The organism is Trichocoleus sp. DQ-A3 (assembly GCF_039961975.1).
In the GTDB taxonomy this organism is placed as follows: domain Bacteria; phylum Cyanobacteriota; class Cyanobacteriia; order Cyanobacteriales; family FACHB-T130; genus FACHB-T130.
The window spans coordinates 640,423-660,640 of record NZ_JAMPKC010000002.1 but is presented as its reverse complement, the minus strand read 5'-3'; the positions used below and the strand labels follow the sequence as shown (position 1 = coordinate 660,640).

Sequence of the window (20,218 nt, the reverse complement as noted above, 5' to 3'; positions counted from 1 at the left end):
TTAGCTCAATCTACGCTGTATGGATATAGATTAGAAACTAAAGCTGAAAAACATACAGAGTAAGCTTTTCGGGCGCAACTAAGCTCTCGGCAATACATAGATTGCCTTATAAATTTTTATTTTTAATTAAATACTATTGGTCGTATTCCATCACTTTGGCGTAATCGCCCAAAGCATAGCAAGCAACTCGGAGGCTTCCCAGAGCCTGCCCTTCGACTCGGCTGTCTTGGAGGATTCGCGCTATCCTTAAGCGTTGTTCATAGTAGTCAATTGCTTTAGCGTAGTTGCTCAATGCCTCGTAAGCCACTCCTAAATGCGAAAGTGCCTGCTCTTGGGAGCGGAGGTCATCCGTTGCCGAAGCGATCGCTAGGCGTTGCTCTCCATAGTCAATTGCCGCAGAGTAGTCCCCGATTGCGTAGCAGGCGTTCCCCAGATTTCTCAGAATCTGTACCTCAATACGGTGATCTCCAGTCTGCTGCACGAGTGCTAAACGCTGCTTATAGTAGGCGATCGCTTTGACATAGTCGCCCAAAGCGTAGCAAGCATTTCCCAAATTTCTCAGGATCTGACCCTCTGCCTCTTGGTCTTGGAGTTCCCGCGCCACTATCAGACTTTGATGCTGGTATTCAATGGCGGCTGAGTAGTCTCCCAGTGCCTTGTAAGCTAGTCCGAGATTATTCAGCGCCGCCACTTCTGCACTCAAGTCTTTCAGTTCCCGCACGACTAGCAGACTTTGTTGCTGAAACTCAATGGCTTTGGCATGGTTGCCTAAGTGACGGTAGGCATTGCCGATATTTCCCAGCGCTTGACTTTCCAATCGCTGATCGTTGATACTTTGGGCGATCGCTAAACTTTGCCCAGAATACTCAACCGCTTTGGCAAAATTTCCCAAGGCATAGTACACTAGCCCCAAATTGCCGAGCGTTCTTCCTTGTCCTCGCTGGTCTTGAAGTTCGCCGTAGACCGTGAGTGCTTGATGAAAGGATAGTCGTGACGCCTCGAAATGACCGTTTTGGTGCTGCTGGGCACCTTGCTCCAGCAGTCGATCGGCTTCTCCCTTAGTGTAATTATCGGTTTTTGGCTGATGCTGGCTATGAGCGCTAATATCTGTAGGAGGAACAACAGTGATGCGTTCCTCCTCAGGTAGGTCGCCCTCCTGTTGGCTGTTGTGATGGTTAACGCGGCGATCCATATATTTTTCTCAACACCTTGATTCGCTTAGCACCGACTTGCGGTATAAGGCTAGGTCGTCTCTTTTTAGTGTTCCCGGATCGGCTGGTTAAGCTCTCATGCTTTAAACAAATTTTTCAAAAAACCTTACAATTTATCGCTTTAGGCGTTGGAATGCAACCCTTGCTTGCCACTGGACGAACGCTGCTTAGGATTCGGTAGACGCAAATCGATAGCGGGTTTGTTCCCGACATTTTCTAAAAACTTGCGCCTCCCGGCTAAAACATCAAGTAGATACAGGCGTTAGAGAGCGATCGCTCTGTTGAATTCCCGCTAAGTTTTGAGCGGTTTCGCTACAGTATACTTCACACGAATTATTCGGACTTTCAACCAGTTTTACCTTATGCAACTTTGCCCCTAATTCCCGGATAGGCTCTTGCAGAAGATTCCGGATATGAATGGCAATATTCTCAGCGGTGGGAACAACTTGGGCAAAGTAGGCGATATCCTTGTTCAGGAAAGTATGGTCAAACGGTTCAACCACATAATCTTCTACTACCTTGTTTAAGGCTCCTAAATCTACAATCATCCCTGTGCGCGGATCAATTTCGCCTTGAACTGTTACTTCCATGTGGTAGTTGTGCCCGTGACCGTTGGGACGAGCGCATTTGCCATAAATCTCGCAGTTCTCTTCGTAACTGAGGTTCGGATGAGCCAGTCTGTGAGCGGCGCTAAAGTGGGTACCAATTGTCAGATAAGCTTCCATTCCGTTTCCTTGATAGTCAGCCCAGAGTTCGGGATGTTCAAATAGTTGAATATTTACCAACGGTAAGTGAGGTGCTAGACGCTGCCAAATGGTTCGCGCGATGTTTTCTGTAGTGGGCAGGGTTTGTTGAAATTCCGACCACACATCGTTGAGATAACAGAAGTCTAGCTGACTGGTGACTTCCTGTTTGATCACCCGTTTGACTTCAGACAAGTTTTGCACCATGCCATACTCATCCAGATCCCCGGCAAGGGAGACAAACAAAACGTAGTTGTGTCCGTGTCCGGGCGACTGAGTGCAGCGACCAAACGCTTGTATATTCTCCGCTTGACTCAGTTCTGGCAGCCAATAACGGTGGCTCGCCGAAAACTGAGCGCGGCGGTTGATGATGCATCTCATAAGTCCAGTAACCAGCAGAATTATTAAGTTACGTAAATCATTCCCTTTATTCAGGATAATCGAAATTTAGGCGGGGATCTCCAATCTTTCTTGAAAAACTGCATCAGCAAAGTGAGAATTCAAAAGCGAAGATTCGCTCTCTAAAGCTCTTGAATATGCCACACTGAAGAACGGGAGAGAGTAGGCGCAGGTGGTTGCAGATTTGCCGTTTGTGCGAGTCTGAGGAAAGTCCGGGCTCCCGAAAGACCAAACTTGCTGGGTAACGCCCAGTGCGGGCGACCGTGAGGATAGTGCCACAGAAAGATACCGCCGGGATAATTAAACATTAAAAATGCAAAATGAAGAATTTTTAATGTTTAATTATCCCGGTAAGGGTGCAAAGGTGCGGTAAGAGCGCACCAGCAGCGTCGAGAGGCGCTGGCTCGGTAAACCCCGGTTGGGAGCAAGGTAGGGAATCACGGTTGGTCTTTTTCCGATTCCGTTTTAAAACCGCTTGAGGCGTCTGGTAACAGGCGTCCCAGATAGATAACCGCCCTTCCAGCGGCACTGCTGCTGTGGAGAACAGAACCCGGCTTATGACCGACTCTCTCCCTTAAATTGCTTTACTGTTGTGAACAAGAGCTAGAGAGGCGAGGGTGAGTCTAGCTCGAGAAACTCTCCGGCTCAACAGGCATTTGAAAAATTGGGTAAATTGAGCGATCGCCTATCGAGTCTTCCCGGAAAAACAGGACGAGCAAAGCCCAGTGTTAGTTGGCGATCGCGATCGCGCTTGTAGAGGCTGTACAAACGAGCGGTCGGAAAAGTAATCCTTTTCTAAGGCTAAATCAATTTAATTAATGAATTCAGTGAAGCTTCATGTAAAAATGAGCTTGTTTTTCTCTTGATGCAGTCACAAAAGTCAAGACTTCAAGAAATTTTGCATAGCCACCCGTAGCATTTAGCGGTAATCTGTCTGCCAGAAGCGATATTTACACGATTTTGAACTCTTGTTAATCAGGGTGGCTTAGTGGACATATCATTGTTCCGCTCGATTGCGAACCAATACCAAGAATTGCGCGGTATTCACACGATCGCAACGATGAACGTTATCGGCGATCTGCTCGAAGATCAGTTGCTCAACCACAAACTTCCGGTTGATTTGTTTGCTGGCTTCCAGCGTTTCTCTCACTTCCTCGAACATCTCCGTCGATATAGTTACTTAGGCGAGGTATGTCGGCGGGTCTTTATATTTGGTGTTCCCGACGTTCATCCCCCCGAAATTCCGGGAATCGAATTTATTGGGCTTGAGCCTAACTCAGCCTTGTCCAGGGAGCGGTTTTGGCTGGTTGATACCCCCGATTTCTGGACGGCGGTATTGACTCAAGCTGTGGAAGGGCCAGAACGCAACAGCAGTAGTCAAAGCTTTGATGGGCTGTGGTCTTACGATGAAGAGGTAGTGGCGCGGGTTTCGTTGCTGATGTCCCAAGTTATGGGGACGTTTTACCAGCCGATCCGAACGCGAAACTACGTTCAGCAAAGTGCCCACATTGCCGAAATTAATGGACGCCTGCTGGGACGGCTCAAAGAAGCCGAACTCACGAGTCACCGCCGTTGGGTGCAGCTTTCTACCTTGCATAAATTTTCCACCGCTCTATCGCAGTATCAGCCTTTGCCTTGTATATTGCGAGATGCGGTGCAGATATTATTTACCAATTTTGGTGCCGCCGATGCCGTCATTGCCCTCAACTTGAACAATGACAATTTTATGGTGGTTTCCGCAGCAGGCAACATCAGCACCAACAAACCAATTGTCGGAATTAGCGATGGAGCTAGCGGTAAAGCAATCGGTGAGGGTAGATTGATTTATGTCGAAGATGTACGCCAGAATGGTTTGATGGAACCCCTGATGCCCACGGCTCAAACGTTAATGGCAGCCCCGTTGCAAGGTCGTCGTCGCGTTTACGGTGTGGTGACGGTTGGTGGTAGAGAACCGAAGCAATGGAATGAGGAAGACGGTCAGACTGTGATGGCGATCGCTAAAATGCTGGCGGTACTCATCGAACAGAAGACCCAGCTCAGCGGGGATGTCGTGTTACAACTCAGACGTGCCAAACACTTAGAGCAGACAATCTCCAAGTTGCGTCAACCCATCGCCCGCCTGCGCGATTTGCAGCAAAAACTCCGGGAAGAAGTCCACCTCTTACCAATTCAACGAGAACTGATGGCTCAGGTTGAGGCGCTGTTCAGTGATGTTGCAAAAATGATTGGGGTTCCCCTAAGTCCAACGCATTCCCATGAATCTCAGCTATCCTCCTCGTCAAAAGCAGCTGCAAAGTCTGATCCAAAAGTTAGGGCTTCCACCGCAGGTACCAGTGCAGTGGTCGCTCCTCAACTTAGCGCTCACCCACCCCACAATTTCGACAACGGCGAACTATGAGCAATTGGAGTTCCTGGGGGATGCGGTAGTGCGGATGGCAGCGTCTGAATTTTTATGGGAAGTTTATCCTGATTGTTCTGTGGGTGAATTTTCGGCAATTCGGAAGGTACTGGTGAGCGATCGCACCTTAGCCGGTATTGCAGATAGTTACGGACTAGATCGCTACCTGTTAATTTCTGAAAGTGCAGCAGGTGACAAAGCAGGTCTTACCTCGCGGTTGGCAGACGCCTTTGAAGCGGTGTTGGGTGCCCTGTACCTGAGTACGCATACCTTAGAGCTGGTGCGTCCGTGGCTAGATTCTCATTTTAAACAACTGGCATCCGAAATTCGGACAGACCCAGCCTACCAAAACTACAAGGACGCCCTCCAGGAATGGACGCAAGGTCATTACCAAATGCTGCCAGAATATCGCGTCCAGGAAACCAGACGAATTCACGGCGATCCAGAGCGCTTCACCGCCGAGGTTTGGCTGCAAGGGCGTCGATTGGGTCAAGGTAAGGGACATTCTAAAAAAGCTGCCGAACAAGCTGCGGCGAGGGAAGCTTTTTTAGCCATTAGCAATTAGCCTAGTTCATGGCTAATTGAAGACTGGTTAATGGCGAATGACAATGAACAATTAGCCAGTCTTTAATAAACAACGAACAATAAACAACGATGAAAACTGGAATTGCTGTGTTGGGGGCTGGACGCTGGGGTGTACATCTCGTGCGGAATTTCCTAGAGCATCCTCAATCCCGCTTGGTCGCGGTATTAGACCCGAAGCAGGAGCGCCTGGAAGCACTTCGAGAACGGTTTAAGTTAGATGACAGCGTGCTGCTAACAACCGAATGGTCCCAGGTGCAGCAGATGCCGGAAGTCGAGGCAGTTGCGATCGCAACCCCAGCCACGACACACTACACCTTGATCGCCGACGCTCTCCGGCAAGGCTATCACGTCTTATCAGAAAAACCACTCACCCTCGATCCGTCTGAATCCTTGGAACTGTGCCGATTAGCAGAACAACAGCACCGGCAACTCTTCGTAGACCACACCTATTTGTTTCACCCAGCGGTTGAACGCGGTAAAACCGCAATCCAATCTGGAATTCTCGGAGATTTGCGCTATGGCTACGCCACCCGTACCCATCTAGGTCCTGTGCGCCAGGATGTTGACGCACTCTGGGACTTAGCCATCCACGATATTAATATTTTCAACAATTGGCTTCAGGCAACGCCAACTCAGGTGCAAGCCAGCGGCACCGTTTTTTTGCACCAAGAAGCCGGAATGAAAGATGAAGTCAATTCTCAGACTCCTCCCTCATCCCTGATTCTTCATCCTTTAAGAGACCTTGTTTGGGCGACACTCACCTACCCTAGCGGCTTTCAAGCCTTCATTCATCTGTGCTGGCTGAATCCTGATAAACAGCGTCGCCTGTGTGTGGTGGGGAGTGAGGGAACTTTGATTTTTGATGAGTTACAAGTAGAGGCACCGCTAACCATTCAGCATGGACGCTTTGAAAATACCAGTGCTGGTCCTTATACGCCCGCCAATCAAAGCCGGGAAGTATTGAGCATAGAACCGGGCGAACCTTTAGGGCGAGTTTGCGATCGCTTTTTGAGCTGTATCCACCAGAATCAATCTTCAGAGATTTCTTCGGGATGGGTGGGTGCCCAGCTGGTACAGATTCTTCGATGTCTGAGCGAATCTTTACAACAGGGAGGACTGACGGTTACAGTTCCCCAGTCCGTGAAAAATTAAAGCTTCTTCAATTTTTCCTCTTTCAAGGCGATCGCGAAATCTTACGTTTCCCTGTATGTAAACAGAGAGATTGAGAAAGAGTCTGAGGTAAATTTTCATCATTGAGATGCCTTCTATAAACCCCTCCTCGTTAACGAGGAGGGGTTTCATTCCGCAGTCAAACAGATAGCTGAATTCTTAATTTTTTGCCGCATTCGTAGACTCAAGAGTTGGCAACACTGAAGTATCAATCATGGGCACGGCAATCTCCACAGTTGTGCCCAGACCAGCTCCTGCACTTGATAGCGTAATGCTACCTCCCATCAGTTCCATTAAGTTCCGAGAAATTGCGAGTCCCAGACCTGTGCCGCCAAATTTCCGAGTCGTCGTGCCATCAATCATGACAAAGGGGCGAAAGAGCTTATGCTGTTGATTCGGATCAATACCAATCCCTGTATCGTGAACTGTTACAACAACACGCGCAGAAGGGACGAGACGCTCTTTGAGAGAGTTCGTAGTTCCTGTTAGAAGGCTTCGAGAAATGTTAGAAGCTCCATTCGAGATGCTAGAGGCATCTTCTCCTCTAACTTCTTGCCCATTGCCCACAGATGCCGCCGCCTGGATTTTTGCTTGTTCTTCATGACTCACTGTCGCGGCTTGAGCGACCCCATTCGATAAATGAGAGCTAGGAGGGACAGAATTCCCCACTGCCTGTTCTTTGCCATAACTAGTATCTATCCGGGTGGTAATCGTAACGCTGCCTTTTTCAGTAAATTTAGTCGCATTGCCAACCACATTTAGCAGCACCTGCTTGAGTTTTGCGGGGTCAGTACGAACAGGAATCGATTCTGGCAAATCTGGCGTATTAAAGTGCAAACCTTTTTGCTGAATCGGAACAGCCTGTAAATCAATCACTTCCTTAAGCAACTTTCGCAGATCGACTGCCTCCATAACGACGGAAAGCTTACCCGCTTCAATTTTGGCAATATCCAGAACGTCATTGATGATTCCCAGGAGGTGAATCGCTGCATCATCCGCTCGCTGTAAGAAATCCATCTCTTCTTCGCGGTCATCGCAGCAGTCATCGCGTACCAGGCGAATGCAACCAATGATCGCATTCAAGGGAGTTCTTAGTTCGTGAGAAGTATTCGCTAGAAACTCATTTTTCAGCTGATTCGCTGCTTGTGCTTCTTTCCAGGCTGTTTCGATTTCTTCTGCCCATGCTTTCAGTCGCTCCACCATATTATCGAGGGCTTCCGATAATTGATTGAATTCCCGGATTTTGAAGTTTTGAGGAACTCGATCTGTAGAGTGAAAGTGCCCTTTCGACCCAGCGTAGTCTCTCAATTGCTCCAATGGCAGCGCCAGTTCGCGAGAGATATACAGCGTTGCCAGCAGGCTAGCGGCGATTAAGCCAAATGTCAGAATCACCAACACCTGTTGAATTTCTTTTAGACCCGATAAGGCACTATCTAAGCGAGTGACGGCTAAGATAACCCACTGGCGATCTGGCTGGTTGCTAATCGGGCTGAGAATTGGGGTATACCCTGCGAGTAATTCCACACCGTTTTTCTCGAAAGAAAACAAGTGCAGAAAATCATTTCTACCCGCGATCGCGTTTTTCATGACCGTTTCGAGCCTTTCCCCATCTGCCTCCTGCTTAATATTTCTTCCAACTCGCTGGGTAATCGGATGCGCCAAAATGGTTCCATCCTGGTCAATCACCACTGGATAGCCACTCAGAGACCCTGGTTTGGCACGCTCTTGTTTCAGTAGAGCTGATTGGACACTCAGGGCATAACGCAGAGAACCCGTGCTGTCATAAACAGGCGCACTGAAAATCAATCTTAGTTGGCTCTTTGGGCTGGGTTGATTCTCTTTAACAGTTGAATTCAGGGGGGAGATGCCTGGAAGCAGCGATTTCACCTGCACCTTGGAAGTGTCTAACAGTAATTCCTGTTGCTGCTGGGGCCAGTGACTTGCATCTAGCGTACTAATGGGTTTCTCCCCACAAGTGCTGGCAGCAATGTTTCCGGTCTCGACGTTGATGAGTTGAATGCACTGGACTTGCGTTGGCAATTGTTGGGCGAGTTGGTTTAAAAATTTTTGATGCGCTTCGGGCGATCGCGATTGCAGTACGACTGCTTCACTTGCAGTCACTAAGTTGGCAGAGAGCGCTTTAATTGACTCGCTCATGCTCTCTCCTTTTCTCACTGCACTTTCGGTAAGATTTTGGCGAGCGGTTTCCAGTATGCTAGATCGTGCTTTTCTGTAGGTTACATACACCCCCATCAGCAGTACCGGGACGCTCAAAAGCAAAATGCGTGACAGCAGGATGCGACGGAAGGAGGATTGACCCGGCTTAGCCATAGGACTTCTCTAATTTGAGGTGTAAAACCCAATAGCAAGAATTCTCAAAAATCACCCCATCAGAGTGGGGGTATTGATTAGCCTACTTTTTTCTGGGTTAATCGTGTTGGTAGAGCGATACTGTTTGACAGATCCATTCCATCCTAGAACGGTTCCAGATCCTCGTATACTCTGGAAAGGTTGACTTTGTGGAATCTCTACACTAATTCCCGTAATATAAGCAATTCTTAAACTTTAATTAAATATTTGAGCGACCAGCAGCGATGACGGGATTTGTCTGGAAACGCCCTTCTACGACAGTTGTTTTGGCAATGAGTGCCGATGGCAAGATTGCGGATATTCGTCGCGATCGCGCCCGATTTTCGTCTCCAGCGGATCTGGCGCACCTGGAAAAACAAATTGCACAAGCAGATGGGGTTTTATTTGGCGCGGGTACTCTCCGTGCCTACGGTACGACGCTGAGCGTAAGGAATCCCGATTTGCTGGACTGGCGACAACAGAGAGGGCGATCGCCCCAACCAGTCCAAATTGTTTGCTCTCAATCAGCCAATTTCGACTCCCAATGGCGCTTTTTTAGTCAACCCGTACCTCGGTGGTTACTTACAGGAGAGGCGGGTGCCAAGCGCTGGCAAGGATGCTCAGAATTTGAGCGGGTTCTAGAAGTAGAGGCGACGACCGATGGAATTAGCTGGATTGCGGCTTTTCAACAGCTCTGGGAGCTAGGTTTGGAACATCTAGCTGTCCTGGGAGGTGGGGAACTCGTCGGTGCTTTAGTGGCGGCTGATTTAATCGATGAATTCTGGCTCACGGTTTGTCCATTAATTTTAGGAGGAGCGACAGCACCGACGCCGGTAGAAGGTTCTGGATTTTTGGCAGATTTTGCACCTCGGCTAGAACTCTTGTCAGTCGAGTCGATTGAGCAAGAAGTTTTTCTACACTACCGGCGGCAGCGTTAGTTGAATTTGGTAATTGTAGATGAAAGTTGACAATTATTTGCACAATCTCCCTTGCACGAACGAAACAGAAATAATGATGAAAATCGCTCGGAGACTCATTGTTAGGATTTATAAACTAATTTGACCCAGAACAAGCGATCGCGCCTGTTTCGGCTGTGTACATCCCAGACAAGTGCGCGATCGCACACTTGCCTCAGATGACCTTGAGTAATTAGGCGCGGAGTATCAAACCTCCGTGTATAAAAATTGCTTCTCCGTTAATCCCTAGGAGCAATTTTTTGTCAGCGATTATAAAAAAAAGAAACTCAGCCAGGAACTTTCCTTTTGGGTAAACGTCAACTGCCAACCTCAATCCCTAGCGAATGAAAAGGAATCCAAAGCGTTAGTAGCGACTGACACAATATTGTTGTAAAATTTCAGCAAGTATGGTGTGTTTTGAGGAGTTTTAGACCCGTGAAATCCCAGTGGAGAATAGAGAAAACAGCATCCTCAGCGCTAGTGTTTACAGCCTTTGGCTTACTAGCAGTTAGCCTCTCCCCGGCGATTGCAGCCACCGATATCGACCCAACCACAGCTGCTGAGGCAGTCCAGTCTTCAACCCAGGGATTCTCGACATCTACAGATTTAGCGACGGGAACGGATGTAACCGAGGCAAAAACGACAGCAAATTCGCTGGCCGTAGCTGCATCCGAGAGCACACTCGCATCGGCGAATGTACTGCCAGAACTAAAAGCATCGCAGACGGAACCGGCAGCAAGTTCGCCTAGTTTAGCGGCAACTCAAGAATCTGCCACTGCGGTAAATTTAACCCCCCCAACTGAAACAAGCCAGTTGCAACCGGCAGCTAGTTTACCAAAATTTTCGACTACAAAGTCTCCTATTTTGTCTGCTAGCCGTCGCAGCTTGAATACATCTTTCACTGCATCTGCAACAACAAAAGAGGCTCGCACTCTTGTAGACGCAGCAACTGTTAGCAATCCCAACACCCTGCAAGCTCAAGCGCTGCCCTCTGAAGAGGCTAGCGAACAAATGCTTCCAGCGGGCGATCCTTTGGAAATGGGAAACCCAGAGGATATGGAAGCCAACCCATTGGATCAAGTCACCAATGTTTCCCAGTTGAGCGATGTGGAACCAAGCGACTGGGCTTACGAAGCATTGCGAAGTCTTGTAGAGCGTTACGGCTGTATTGCCGGCTATCCCGATGGCACTTTTCGCGGCAACCGGGCACTCAGTCGCTATGAATTTGCCGCAGGGGTGAATGCCTGTCTCCAGCAAATTGAGAAATTAATTGCCGCTAGCTCGGCTGATGCAGCTACCGAAGCAGATTTAGAAACTCTGCGACGACTCGTTGATGAGTTTGGTCCGGAACTGGCGACCCTACGGACGCGGGTAGATAACCTGGAAGGTCGGACTGCCTTCTTGGAAAGCCATCAGTTCTCAACCACGACGAAGCTATTTGGGCAGGCAGTCGTCGGCGTTCAGGGACGCAATGAGAATGAATTTGAGTTGTTCCTGAACCGAAAATCAACTGGGAACCGATTGGAAGACCGGAATACAAATCCCAACGTCATTAGCAACGTCCAGTTAAGTTTGTTCACCCAGTTCAGTCCTCGCAGCTTGCTGTTGACTGGATTGCAAGCGGGTTCTGGAAATTCGGGACCTCGTTTGCTCAATAACGACATGGTCTTCTTGGGATATGAAGGAGACACTGGGAACGACATTGTACTGAGCGACCTAACTTATCGTCAGTTAATCGGTAATAACTTTGCCTTCATCATCGGTCCGGAAGGGGTTAACCCAGTGAACGTTTTCCGGGGAGCAAACCGCGTAGAAAGTGCCGGTCAAGGACCGCTTTCCCGCTTTGCTCAACGCAACCCGATTATTAATACCGGGGGGCGCGGAGGCTTAGGCTTTGACTGGCAAGTCAGTCCACGGATCAGTTTACAAGGCGTCTACTCTGCCAGCAGACCCGCAGATGCTTTTCGTGGGGGTATCGGCGGTGGACAAGATGGAGAAACCGCAGCTGGCTTGCAGTTAGTCGTATCGCCCCTAGATACGCTTGATATTGGTCTGCAATACATCAACTCCTACTCTCCGTTTGGAAGATTGGGGACTGGCGTTGGCGACGATTTAGTTCTCCTCCCGACTCCGGCAGGCAGAGGGCCAATTAATACGAATGCTTTTGGTGCCAGTTTAGAATTCCGAGCAACGCCCAACATTACAATTGGCGGTTGGGGCGGCTACACGACTTCTGACGCGCAAGGAATATCCGGAAATGTAGAAACATTCAACTGGATGGCTTACCTCAATTTCCCCGATCTGCTTGGTGAAGGCAACCTCGGCGGTATTTATGTCGGTCAGCCGCCTAAAATTACCAGTAGTGACCTGCCAATTGGAAGAAACTACCCTGATTTTATTAGTGAGGGTGGCTTTGGGGATGAAGGCGGTCAGCCAGGAAGTACAACTCACGTAGAAGCTTTCTACCGCTTCCGGGTTTCTGAGAATATCACGGTTACGCCAGGGGTGATCGTATTATTTAATCCGCTTCACAACCAGGACAACGACACAATCACAATCGGTGCCATCAGAACCACTTTTACTTTTTAAAAGTGGGCTGAAAAGTAGCGATCGCTTTGTCAGGGAGATTCCTTCAGGGGTCTCCCTGATAACTTTATAAAAACATTACAAATAACTTCTTAAGTAATTTCAACGCAAACCTTGTAGCAATCGAAAATAGAACAATTTTTTAAGTGTATTTACGTATATAAAATTGGTAAATAACTTTACAGAAACTTTGCAAAAATCTGGGAACTCGTTGAGAAACCAGACAGTCATTTATCCAAACACGGCACAAGCAAAGCTAAGCAAGTATGACCTAGTTTTACTTAATGCTAGTCACACGTGCCCTAATGCTTATTCAATCAGGATGCTGTTATTACTCTCTTCTAATACTTGTAGTTCTGAGCTTGCTCAGGATGAATGCTGAAGAAACTTATGATCCCCTGTTGACTATCGAATTGAGCTAGATTCTGCTATTCACCCTGTCCTCTTATACTCACTGATGGAGTCCTAACATGATTGCGAAATCAACTAAGTATGCTGTTTGTTTCGGTATCGCTGGAGGCTTGGCGATCGCTCTGGCTCCCACAGCTCACGCTCAGACGACTACGACTGCTGCTCCTAGTACGACTGCTACTTCCGGTACAAGCACTCAATCTCAGTCGATCTCGATCACAGGCGGTCTGTTAGGAGGACAAGCAGCCTTCTTTTCACCTTTACAGTCACAGACGACTTCTGGGACTACTGCTGGTGCAAGTAGCCCGGTTTTGTTTGACGCTGCCGTCACCACGCTGCAACTGCAAACAACTTCCGGTAACACCAGCTCTGCTCGCTTCGTACCGCAGGCAGCAGACTTCAAAGATGTCGGTGCTGGAAATGTTGGTCGTCCTGGAAAAGATGACACAGGTACCTTCATCGGTACCCTATCAGGTCTAGCCTTCACTTCTGGTGGCGCGGCTGTTCCCTTCTCGAACATCCCCACGAAACTACAGTTTACTCTGAATTCCTTTGCCAGCAGCGCCTTTTTGGGCGGTTCGTTGATTTCTCCTAAGGAGACAGGTTCGGCTCCGCTGGTCTTCCTGCCTGTTACAAATGTCCAACTATCTACTCAGTCTCAGGCTAACTACACTACCAAATCTGGGGTCTTAGAAGTTGGTAATTTTGAAGGCAAACTAACCGCAGGCAATATCGGCTTGCCAACATCCCTGAAGTTCAATGGAGGCAGCTCTGTTCCTCTTCCTCCATCTACTAGCTTGGGGCAAAAGACAAAATTTGAGCTGGAAGGGGCAGGATTCGGAACCTTAAGCAGCACTTTTTCGGATCAACCCACAACTCAAAGCTCCACAACCACAACTGGCGGCACGCAAACAGGTGGCACCACAACTGGCGGCACCACAACTGGCGGCACCACAACTGGCGGCACCACAACTGGCGGCACCACAACTGGCGGCACCACAACTGGCGGCACCACAACTGGCGGCACCACAACCGCAACTGGCGGCACTACAACCGCAACTGGCGGCACCCAATCTGGGACTCAAACTCCCTGCGGCTGCGATACTGATACTGCAACTACAACCAATAGCGACGACTCACAAACAAGCAGTCAAATTACAAGCGCTAGTGGCACTGCCGACGCACAAACCTTTAGCAGCACTAACAAAGTAGCCTTCAGCAGCAATAATGCTCAAACCAAATTCAAAATTGAAGGTGATAGCAGCCAGGGCGGTCAAAAATTCAAGATTGAGGGTACCGGGGTTGGCACAGATATTAAACTCGGTGGTACCACTAAGCTTGAGCTGACAAATCCTAGCTCTTTTAGTAATTCTGCAATCAAGTTCAAAGTTACAGGCGAAGGGAATGGCATCACCACGATAAATGGCAACACCACGGTTGGCTATTTGAGCGATAACAGCAAAACCCAGTTTGAATTTGGGCAAGAAGGATCGAATGCCTTCAAACTCAAAGGTGAAAGTCAAGGTCGTACCCAATTCACTGTTGGTGCAGTTGCCAGCCAATTGAATGGAACGAGTGGATACAATGTTGCTACGAACAATTTCTCTTACAATAGCTCCAACAGCAACTACTCAGGTGGCGCAGGCGCAACTACAGGTCAAAACACAGGCTTTGGTTCTAAAACAAGCTTGAGCTACAACCTCATCTTCCAAAATGGTGGTAACTTTAACAGCGTTATCGACAACTCTAGCGGCAGCTTCGGTAGTGGCAGCATAGGCACAGGAAGCAGCGGCGGCAACAGCGGCGGTGGTAGCTTCGGCGGTAGCACAGGTGGTAGCACAGGCGGCGGCACCAGTACAGGTGGTAGCACAGGCGGTAGCACCAGCGGTAGCAGCGGCGGCAGCGGCGGCAGCACTAGCGCCGGGGGGAATGGCGGATCGCTTATCACCATTTACAACAGCACAACCTTCAATCTGATTTCTCTGTCTAATTCCTTCGTCCAGAGTTCTAATAAGGTCTACAACGTTGCTTCTACATCCAGCGGCCCTGTTGGAGTCTTTGTGGAGAAAGGTCGTGGCAAGAAAAGGTTACTGGTTGTACGCCAAAATAGCCAGGGTCTGGCTCTCGGTACCTACAAGCAAAAGAAAGGTCGGGCAGTCGCAGCCTATCAGCAATTAGGACCAGAAAGCCGTTTGGGTTTTGGTTTGGTCGGTCTCCGTCAGATTTCGACCGAGGAGGTTTCTAATGTCGAAGGTGACGCTGGCGCTGAACAAACTTCTACCACAACGGAAACTCAAGGCACGACTTCAACCACCACTCCGTCTACTCCCGCAACTGTTGCACCGGGTGAGCCAGCTCCTACTACAAACACCTCTGAGGATGACGACGCCAACACATCGACTCCTGAAGCCGATGACGATGGTGATGATGATGATGCTGAAACATCAGCTCCTGAAGCCGATGATGATGGCGATGATGATGGCGATGATGATGGCGATGACGATGACGCCAGCACATCGACTACTACTCCAACCACAGGTGGTACAGAAGGCTTAAATGCTGCCCCATCCAGCGATACAACAGCCCCTGCCACTCAACAATAGTCACAACTCAAACATATAGCGATCGCTATATGTTTGAAGACAAAGGTTTCGCTCATGCTCCTGAAAACAGGAAAATAGACCAACAACAAGGTGTTCTAGTTTGAGTTAGACCAATTGTGTAGCGATCGCCTCCAAGTCATGACTTGGAGGCGATTTTTTGTAGATGTCCATAAACAACAAAGGGGCGCACGTTGAAGTGCGCTCCCTTCTAAGGGTTAAAGCAGCTTATCTACTCACAATCCCCGACCACTGGACTTTTTTCAGCTTGTCCCGCCGGTAAGAGAAGAAATAATCGGGTTCTTGGTAGGTGCAGTGAGGCGCGATCGCTATCTGTTCGCTAGAAATTCCTAGTTGTTCCAGTTGCAGCTGGTTGACTCGCCGCACGTCTAGTCGCACCCGTCCTGGTTGCGAATCTTCTAATAACGGTGAATAGGGCAACTGCTGCAAGGCATCAAGAATGGATTCTGTATCTTGCTGCGGATCTTTATCTGGTAAAATGCTGGCTCCCACTTCGGATGCGACATTCACAGACACCTGATAGACATCACCTGCGATCGCTGGACCCATCGCAATCAGCAGATTTTGGAGTTGACTGCCGGAAGCTAGGAAACGGGCGATCGCTTGGGGGACAATTCGGGTAGCAGTCCCGCGCCAACCCGCATGAATCGCTGCCACCTGTCCCGTCTGGGGGTCGGCAATTAAAACCGGCGTGCAATCGGCACTGCACACCCACACTGCCTGCTGAACCTGCTCGCTGACAATCCCATCAGCGGGGGGTAGTGAGTCCCCCTCTTGGCCTTCACTGGTTGCCGCTTCGATCTCTGAGGGCGTCATCACCGTATTGCCATGCACCTGTTTCACTCGATAAACCCTAGCATCCGGCTGTAAAACGTTGACTAATTCAGCCGGAGAACGGGGCGAAAATTGTTGAGTAAAAAATCCGTGAGACCAGCGTTCTAGCAAGCTACAAGTTAGATAGGGCAATCCTTCCCAAGTCCGCCAGTGCCAGGTATTTATAGAAGTTTGTGATTCTCCTGCGCCCAGGTTCAAATTGGTGCGGGAAAGCATCGCCATTCGGAACTCCTGAAATATCGGTGACATTATGCTAACTTATGCTACGAATCAATTTGTTAGCAACCGTGGCATTCGATTGGCATTGTCTGGAAGCCTTTTTAGGGGATGTTTCTCTACCGCTTTCTTTCCATATCTTTGAGACTTTACCTTCCACAAATCAAACTCTTTGGGAACTGCTCGATCGAGGAGCAACACCGGGAACCGTTGTCATTGCCCTTCAGCAAACCGCTGGGCGGGGTCAGTGGGGACGCCAGTGGCAATCCAGTACAGGCGGACTTTACCTATCTATCGCGCTAGCTCCCGATTTAGTTGCAACCAATAGCGCTCATTTGACCCTATGCAGCGCTTGGGGAATTGCTACCACATTGCGGAGTTACGGCATCCCAGCGTTGATTAAATGGCCAAATGACCTAATCTTGTGCAAACGCAAATTAGGGGGCATTCTCACCGAAACTAGAGTGCAACAAGGACGGATTACCAAAGCCGTTGTGGGTGTGGGAATTAACTGGGCGAATCCAGTCCCGGAAACTGGCATCAATCTGGAATCGTTTTTGGAGCAGCAGCCAATCGAAGCGAATGCCTTACACGCATGTTTCGCTAACGCCTTGGAAAGATTAGCGGCAATAACTTTGCAGGGCATTTTATCCGGATATCGACACGTTTCCCTAGAAGGAATAGACGCCCTACTTCCCGCTTACGTGGAGCTTCTCAGTTGCAGAGGGCGTTCTGTCATCGTAGACGGACGCTCTGGAGTCATTGTGGGTGTCGCATCCACCGGCGAACTTCAAGTCCGCCTGAACTCTTTAGCCGCTGCTGAGGAAATCTGCCTCAAGCCCGGTACAATCAGTCTTGGCTACGATCAGTAATTTTACACAAGCTCTGGAAGTGAAAATGGATGGGGTAGAGACGATAGCCATGTCTTTATACCAAAAACACTAACCAGTATGACCCCATAGAGTGAGTGAGATGAGGAGTGATTCGGAAATGAGCCAGCGAAACCACCCTAGTTGTACTCCGTTTGGTCTGTTTTGCCGCCGTCCTCTGCTAGTGCAGGGGCTTAGTTGGATTGGGGGTCTTGGTGTCCTCAGCAGCGGCTTTGTTTGGGCACAAAGCGATCCAAGCATAGACACAATAGGCACGCCTACTACCCAAGAGGCACCGCCTACTGTAAAAATGGAGATTAACCCCCGGAAAGGGACTGAGCGGACTGTTGTTCGTCGCCGTTCAGTTTCAGCGCCAGAACCAGAGCCAAATTTTGTACGCCGTCGCTCGGCTCCGGCTCCAGCCGCAGAGAAGGCTTCAGCGGGTGTCCGTCGCCGCCGCTTGGCTCGTCAGCGTGCGTTAGAGACAACATCTGTCCGTCGTCGCCGTTCAGCTCCAGAACCTGCTGTTGTCCGTCGTCGCTCGCTTCCAGTATCAGCACCAGAGACTTCGGTTGCTGTTCCAAGAAAAGCAAAACTTTCTCCTCCCAGGTTGGTGGAGCCAAACACGATTTCTTATGTAAAGCCTCCCAAGCTTAGACCGAGCAAAGCTGAAAAGAGCGGGATAAGTTCCAGCGATTACAACAATAGTTATATCGATCCGACTGACTATAGTCTTGGTGCAACGAGTCGAGGCAAGGAGCCGATTCGTTCTTACGATGAACCACCTGCCGTTGTGCTGTCGGAACGGTCAACAGGATGTCAAAGAGTCTTGCAGAGCGGGCAAGGTTTATCTGGTGGAAGCTGTGGTGTTGCACGGATCCCTTCTAGGAACACCAACCGTCTAAGGGAAACTGCTAGATTAACCTACCCGACCAGAAGCCGTAGGGAGTACGCAAGTGACACAGACGTACCGGAAGCATTACGGACCTCTGGCTTGGCGAATCGTAGAGTCAGCCGCGCCCGTTTGGCGGTAAACCAGCCAGAACGGGAGATCCGTCAGCAAATCTTGGTTGCCTCTGCAAGTCCTGTCGCAATTGGCCCACTTCGCGATCGCCCTCAAGGCATTCGCTCAATTAACCGTCGTCGCTCCAGGTCTTTGGGTTCCTCTGCCGTTACTCGAGCGACGGCGATCGCTTCTAATAACGTTAGCAGCAGCCAAAGCTCTATTCCATTCAATGTGCCCGAATACAAAGCCCCGATTCCGACCATTTTCCGGGGCTTGGCTAACGGCAATACCAGTTTAATTTTCCCACTGGCGATTCCTGCGCCAATTACCTCGCTTTTCGGGTGGCGGACGCATCCAATTTCCGGCACTCGCCGGTTCCATGCGGGTACTGACTTGGGGGCACCTCTGGGTACACCCGTCCTGGCAGCTTTTGCGGGGAAGGTTGCGATCGCTGACTGGATGGGCGGCTATGGTCAAGCTGTTGTCCTCAAACACAACGAAACCCAAGAAACTCTCTATGCTCACCTGTCGGAAATTTTGGTTCAACCCGGTCAACAGATCGAACAAGGAACCGTGATTGGGCGGGTTGGTAGTACCGGCAATTCCACAGGTCCCCACCTTCACTTTGAAATCCGCCAGCTAACGCAAGAAGGCTGGATGGCGGTGGACTCAGATGCCTACTTGGAATATGGTCTGGCGCAAATGATTAAAGCTTTGCAAACCGCCCATTCTGCTCCCGCAGCTCCAGCAACGTCATCAGCTGCGTTAACCCCGCAACCAGGTAGCTAAGAATTAAAAATTCATCTTTTTGAATTTTGATTTCTAAGAATACCCGTGTTCTACCAAGAAAGCGGGTGTAATTCCATCCATCCCGATCGTAGCGGGTGCATTCTGCTCAGATGTTCGTGCTGGATAACGCAGAAATTTTTCCACGTACTTGCCCAGAATATCTCCTTCCAAATTCACCAAACTGCCAGTCTGTAAATAAGGTAGGTTTGTCTCGGCATAAGTATGAGGAATCACCGCTACCGTAAACCAACTTCCATCAGGGTCGCAATCTGCCACCGTCAGACTCACCCCATTAACGGCAATACTGCCTTTGGGGATAATGTACCGAGCAATCTGGCGCTGCTCCCCATCCTCTGCTGCCGGTATCTCAAAGCGCATTTCCCAGGAAGTAGCAGTTTGTACCGACTCTTGCAGACAGCCTATTCCGTCTATGTGCCCTGTCACAAAATGTCCTCCTAGCTTGCTGCCAACCCGGAGAGAGGTTTCTAAATTCACGTAGGCGGCGGCTTGTTCTCGCTGTCCTAAGGTGGTGCGACTAAGAGTTTCCGGAGAAGCGGTTGCCACAAAGCCTTGAGGCGAAATTTCCTCTACCGTCAGACAAACGCCATCCACCGCCACACTATCGCCAATCGCTAAATCTGACAGTATCAACTGACAAGTATCTCCCATGCAGGAAAGCCCAAAACGGTCTTCTCCCAGAGAATTAATAGTTCCTAGAGCTTGAATTAATCCGGTAAACACTGTTTTTAAGTGAAATTAGGTAAATAACGGTCATTGGCAAACGATCGTCGCTCATGATTCAGTGAAAAAACCGAAAAACAACTTGTTTTTAGATGTAATTAATCGGATTTCGACCTACTGATAACTGATAGCGAACAACCAGCGAAGGGATGAAGGCAATCGGTCTATATTTTTTAGTAAAATCTCCAGCGAATCGTCCTAAGACTGAGGCATACTGGGAGATACAGCTTTGTTGATCCCAACTTAACCAAGTCTTCATAGCTGGTTGTGCCTTCGCTTGGTAAGGTGATTAGAACCGCAAGCGTGTTTGTTAAACCCCACTACCTCCAGTACC

At 49.3% G+C, this 20,218-nt stretch carries 15 protein-coding genes and 1 other RNA gene; 9 read left to right on the top strand and 7 right to left on the bottom strand.

Annotated elements, in window-relative coordinates; all coding sequences use genetic code 11:
• Nucleotides 1–133 precede the first annotated feature (133 nt).
• Both NDI44_RS06095 and NDI44_RS06090 read right to left on the bottom strand, forming a co-directional pair.
• Nucleotides 134–1,192 carry a tetratricopeptide repeat protein gene (locus tag NDI44_RS06095; RefSeq protein WP_190412803.1) on the bottom strand — a complete coding sequence of 353 codons (1,059 nt, stop codon included), beginning with the start codon at nt 1,190–1,192 and terminating at the stop codon, nt 134–136.
• A 264-nt stretch (nt 1,193–1,456) separates the two neighbouring features.
• On the bottom strand, nt 1,457–2,335 hold the full coding sequence (locus NDI44_RS06090; RefSeq protein WP_190412802.1) for a 6-carboxytetrahydropterin synthase: 879 nt from the start codon (nt 2,333–2,335) through the stop codon (nt 1,457–1,459).
• A 176-nt stretch (nt 2,336–2,511) separates the two neighbouring features.
• On the opposite strand from NDI44_RS06090, the gene rnpB reads away from it, so the two are divergent.
• Nucleotides 2,512–2,927, top strand: an RNA gene (gene rnpB / locus NDI44_RS06085) — RNase P RNA component class A.
• Nucleotides 2,928–2,998: 71 nt separating this feature from the next.
• Here the strand turns inward: rnpB and NDI44_RS06080 are convergent.
• On the bottom strand, nt 2,999–3,121 hold the full coding sequence (locus tag NDI44_RS06080) for a hypothetical protein (RefSeq protein ID WP_277877569.1): 123 nt from the start codon (nt 3,119–3,121) through the stop codon (nt 2,999–3,001).
• A gap of 220 nt (nt 3,122–3,341) precedes the next feature.
• On the opposite strand from NDI44_RS06080, the gene NDI44_RS06075 reads away from it, so the two are divergent.
• The 3 genes from NDI44_RS06075 to NDI44_RS06065 all read left to right on the top strand — a co-directional run bounded on the left by NDI44_RS06075 (nt 3,342) and on the right by NDI44_RS06065 (nt 6,488).
• Nucleotides 3,342–4,751 (top strand): DICT sensory domain-containing protein, encoded by a 1,410-nt coding sequence (locus tag NDI44_RS06075; protein ID WP_190412801.1) that lies wholly within the window; start codon nt 3,342–3,344, stop codon nt 4,749–4,751.
• Nucleotides 4,687–5,316 carry a ribonuclease III gene (gene rnc, locus NDI44_RS06070; RefSeq protein WP_190412910.1) on the top strand — a complete coding sequence of 210 codons (630 nt, stop codon included), beginning with the start codon at nt 4,687–4,689 and terminating at the stop codon, nt 5,314–5,316. The genes NDI44_RS06075 and rnc overlap by 65 nt, the downstream gene beginning before the upstream one ends.
• Before the next feature lie 89 nt (nt 5,317–5,405).
• Nucleotides 5,406–6,488, top strand: coding sequence for a Gfo/Idh/MocA family oxidoreductase (locus NDI44_RS06065; protein WP_190412800.1), 1,083 nt, complete (start codon nt 5,406–5,408; stop codon nt 6,486–6,488).
• 177 nt (nt 6,489–6,665) lie between these two features.
• Here NDI44_RS06065 and NDI44_RS06060 read toward each other — a convergent pair whose 3' ends face one another.
• Nucleotides 6,666–8,837 (bottom strand): sensor histidine kinase, encoded by a 2,172-nt coding sequence (locus tag NDI44_RS06060; protein ID WP_190412799.1) that lies wholly within the window; start codon nt 8,835–8,837, stop codon nt 6,666–6,668.
• A gap of 263 nt (nt 8,838–9,100) precedes the next feature.
• Here NDI44_RS06060 and NDI44_RS06055 point away from each other — a divergent pair, with 263 nt between their 5' ends.
• The 3 genes from NDI44_RS06055 (at nt 9,101) to NDI44_RS06045 (ending at nt 15,411) form a co-directional block, all read left to right on the top strand.
• A complete protein-coding gene (locus NDI44_RS06055) occupies nt 9,101–9,793 on the top strand; it encodes a RibD family protein (RefSeq protein ID WP_190412798.1) in 693 nt (230 codons plus the stop codon).
• A 453-nt stretch (nt 9,794–10,246) separates the two neighbouring features.
• A complete protein-coding gene (locus tag NDI44_RS06050) occupies nt 10,247–12,400 on the top strand; it encodes an iron uptake porin (protein ID WP_339380669.1) in 2,154 nt (717 codons plus the stop codon).
• Nucleotides 12,401–12,867: 467 nt separating this feature from the next.
• Complete coding sequence (locus NDI44_RS06045; RefSeq protein WP_190412797.1) at nt 12,868–15,411, top strand: hypothetical protein; 2,544 nt, start codon at nt 12,868–12,870, stop codon at nt 15,409–15,411.
• 225 nt (nt 15,412–15,636) lie between these two features.
• Here the strand turns inward: NDI44_RS06045 and pgeF are convergent, their stop codons facing one another.
• Complete coding sequence (pgeF, locus tag NDI44_RS06040; RefSeq protein ID WP_347276905.1) at nt 15,637–16,428, bottom strand: peptidoglycan editing factor PgeF; 792 nt, start codon at nt 16,426–16,428, stop codon at nt 15,637–15,639.
• Nucleotides 16,429–16,523: 95 nt separating this feature from the next.
• On the opposite strand from pgeF, the gene NDI44_RS06035 reads away from it, so the two are divergent.
• Both NDI44_RS06035 and NDI44_RS06030 read left to right on the top strand, forming a co-directional pair.
• Nucleotides 16,524–17,351 (top strand): biotin--[acetyl-CoA-carboxylase] ligase, encoded by an 828-nt coding sequence (locus NDI44_RS06035; RefSeq protein WP_190412796.1) that lies wholly within the window; start codon nt 16,524–16,526, stop codon nt 17,349–17,351.
• A gap of 118 nt (nt 17,352–17,469) precedes the next feature.
• Nucleotides 17,470–19,143 carry a M23 family metallopeptidase gene (locus NDI44_RS06030; RefSeq protein ID WP_242037061.1) on the top strand — a complete coding sequence of 558 codons (1,674 nt, stop codon included), beginning with the start codon at nt 17,470–17,472 and terminating at the stop codon, nt 19,141–19,143.
• A gap of 33 nt (nt 19,144–19,176) precedes the next feature.
• Here the strand turns inward: NDI44_RS06030 and NDI44_RS06025 are convergent, their stop codons facing one another.
• Nucleotides 19,177–19,884: a riboflavin synthase gene (locus NDI44_RS06025; protein ID WP_190412795.1), complete on the bottom strand. Its 708-nt coding sequence runs from the start codon at nt 19,882–19,884 to the stop codon at nt 19,177–19,179.
• An 88-nt stretch (nt 19,885–19,972) separates the two neighbouring features.
• Nucleotides 19,973–20,143: a hypothetical protein gene (locus tag NDI44_RS06020; RefSeq protein ID WP_190412794.1), complete on the bottom strand. Its 171-nt coding sequence runs from the start codon at nt 20,141–20,143 to the stop codon at nt 19,973–19,975.
• Between the last annotated feature and the right edge of the window lie 75 nt (nt 20,144–20,218).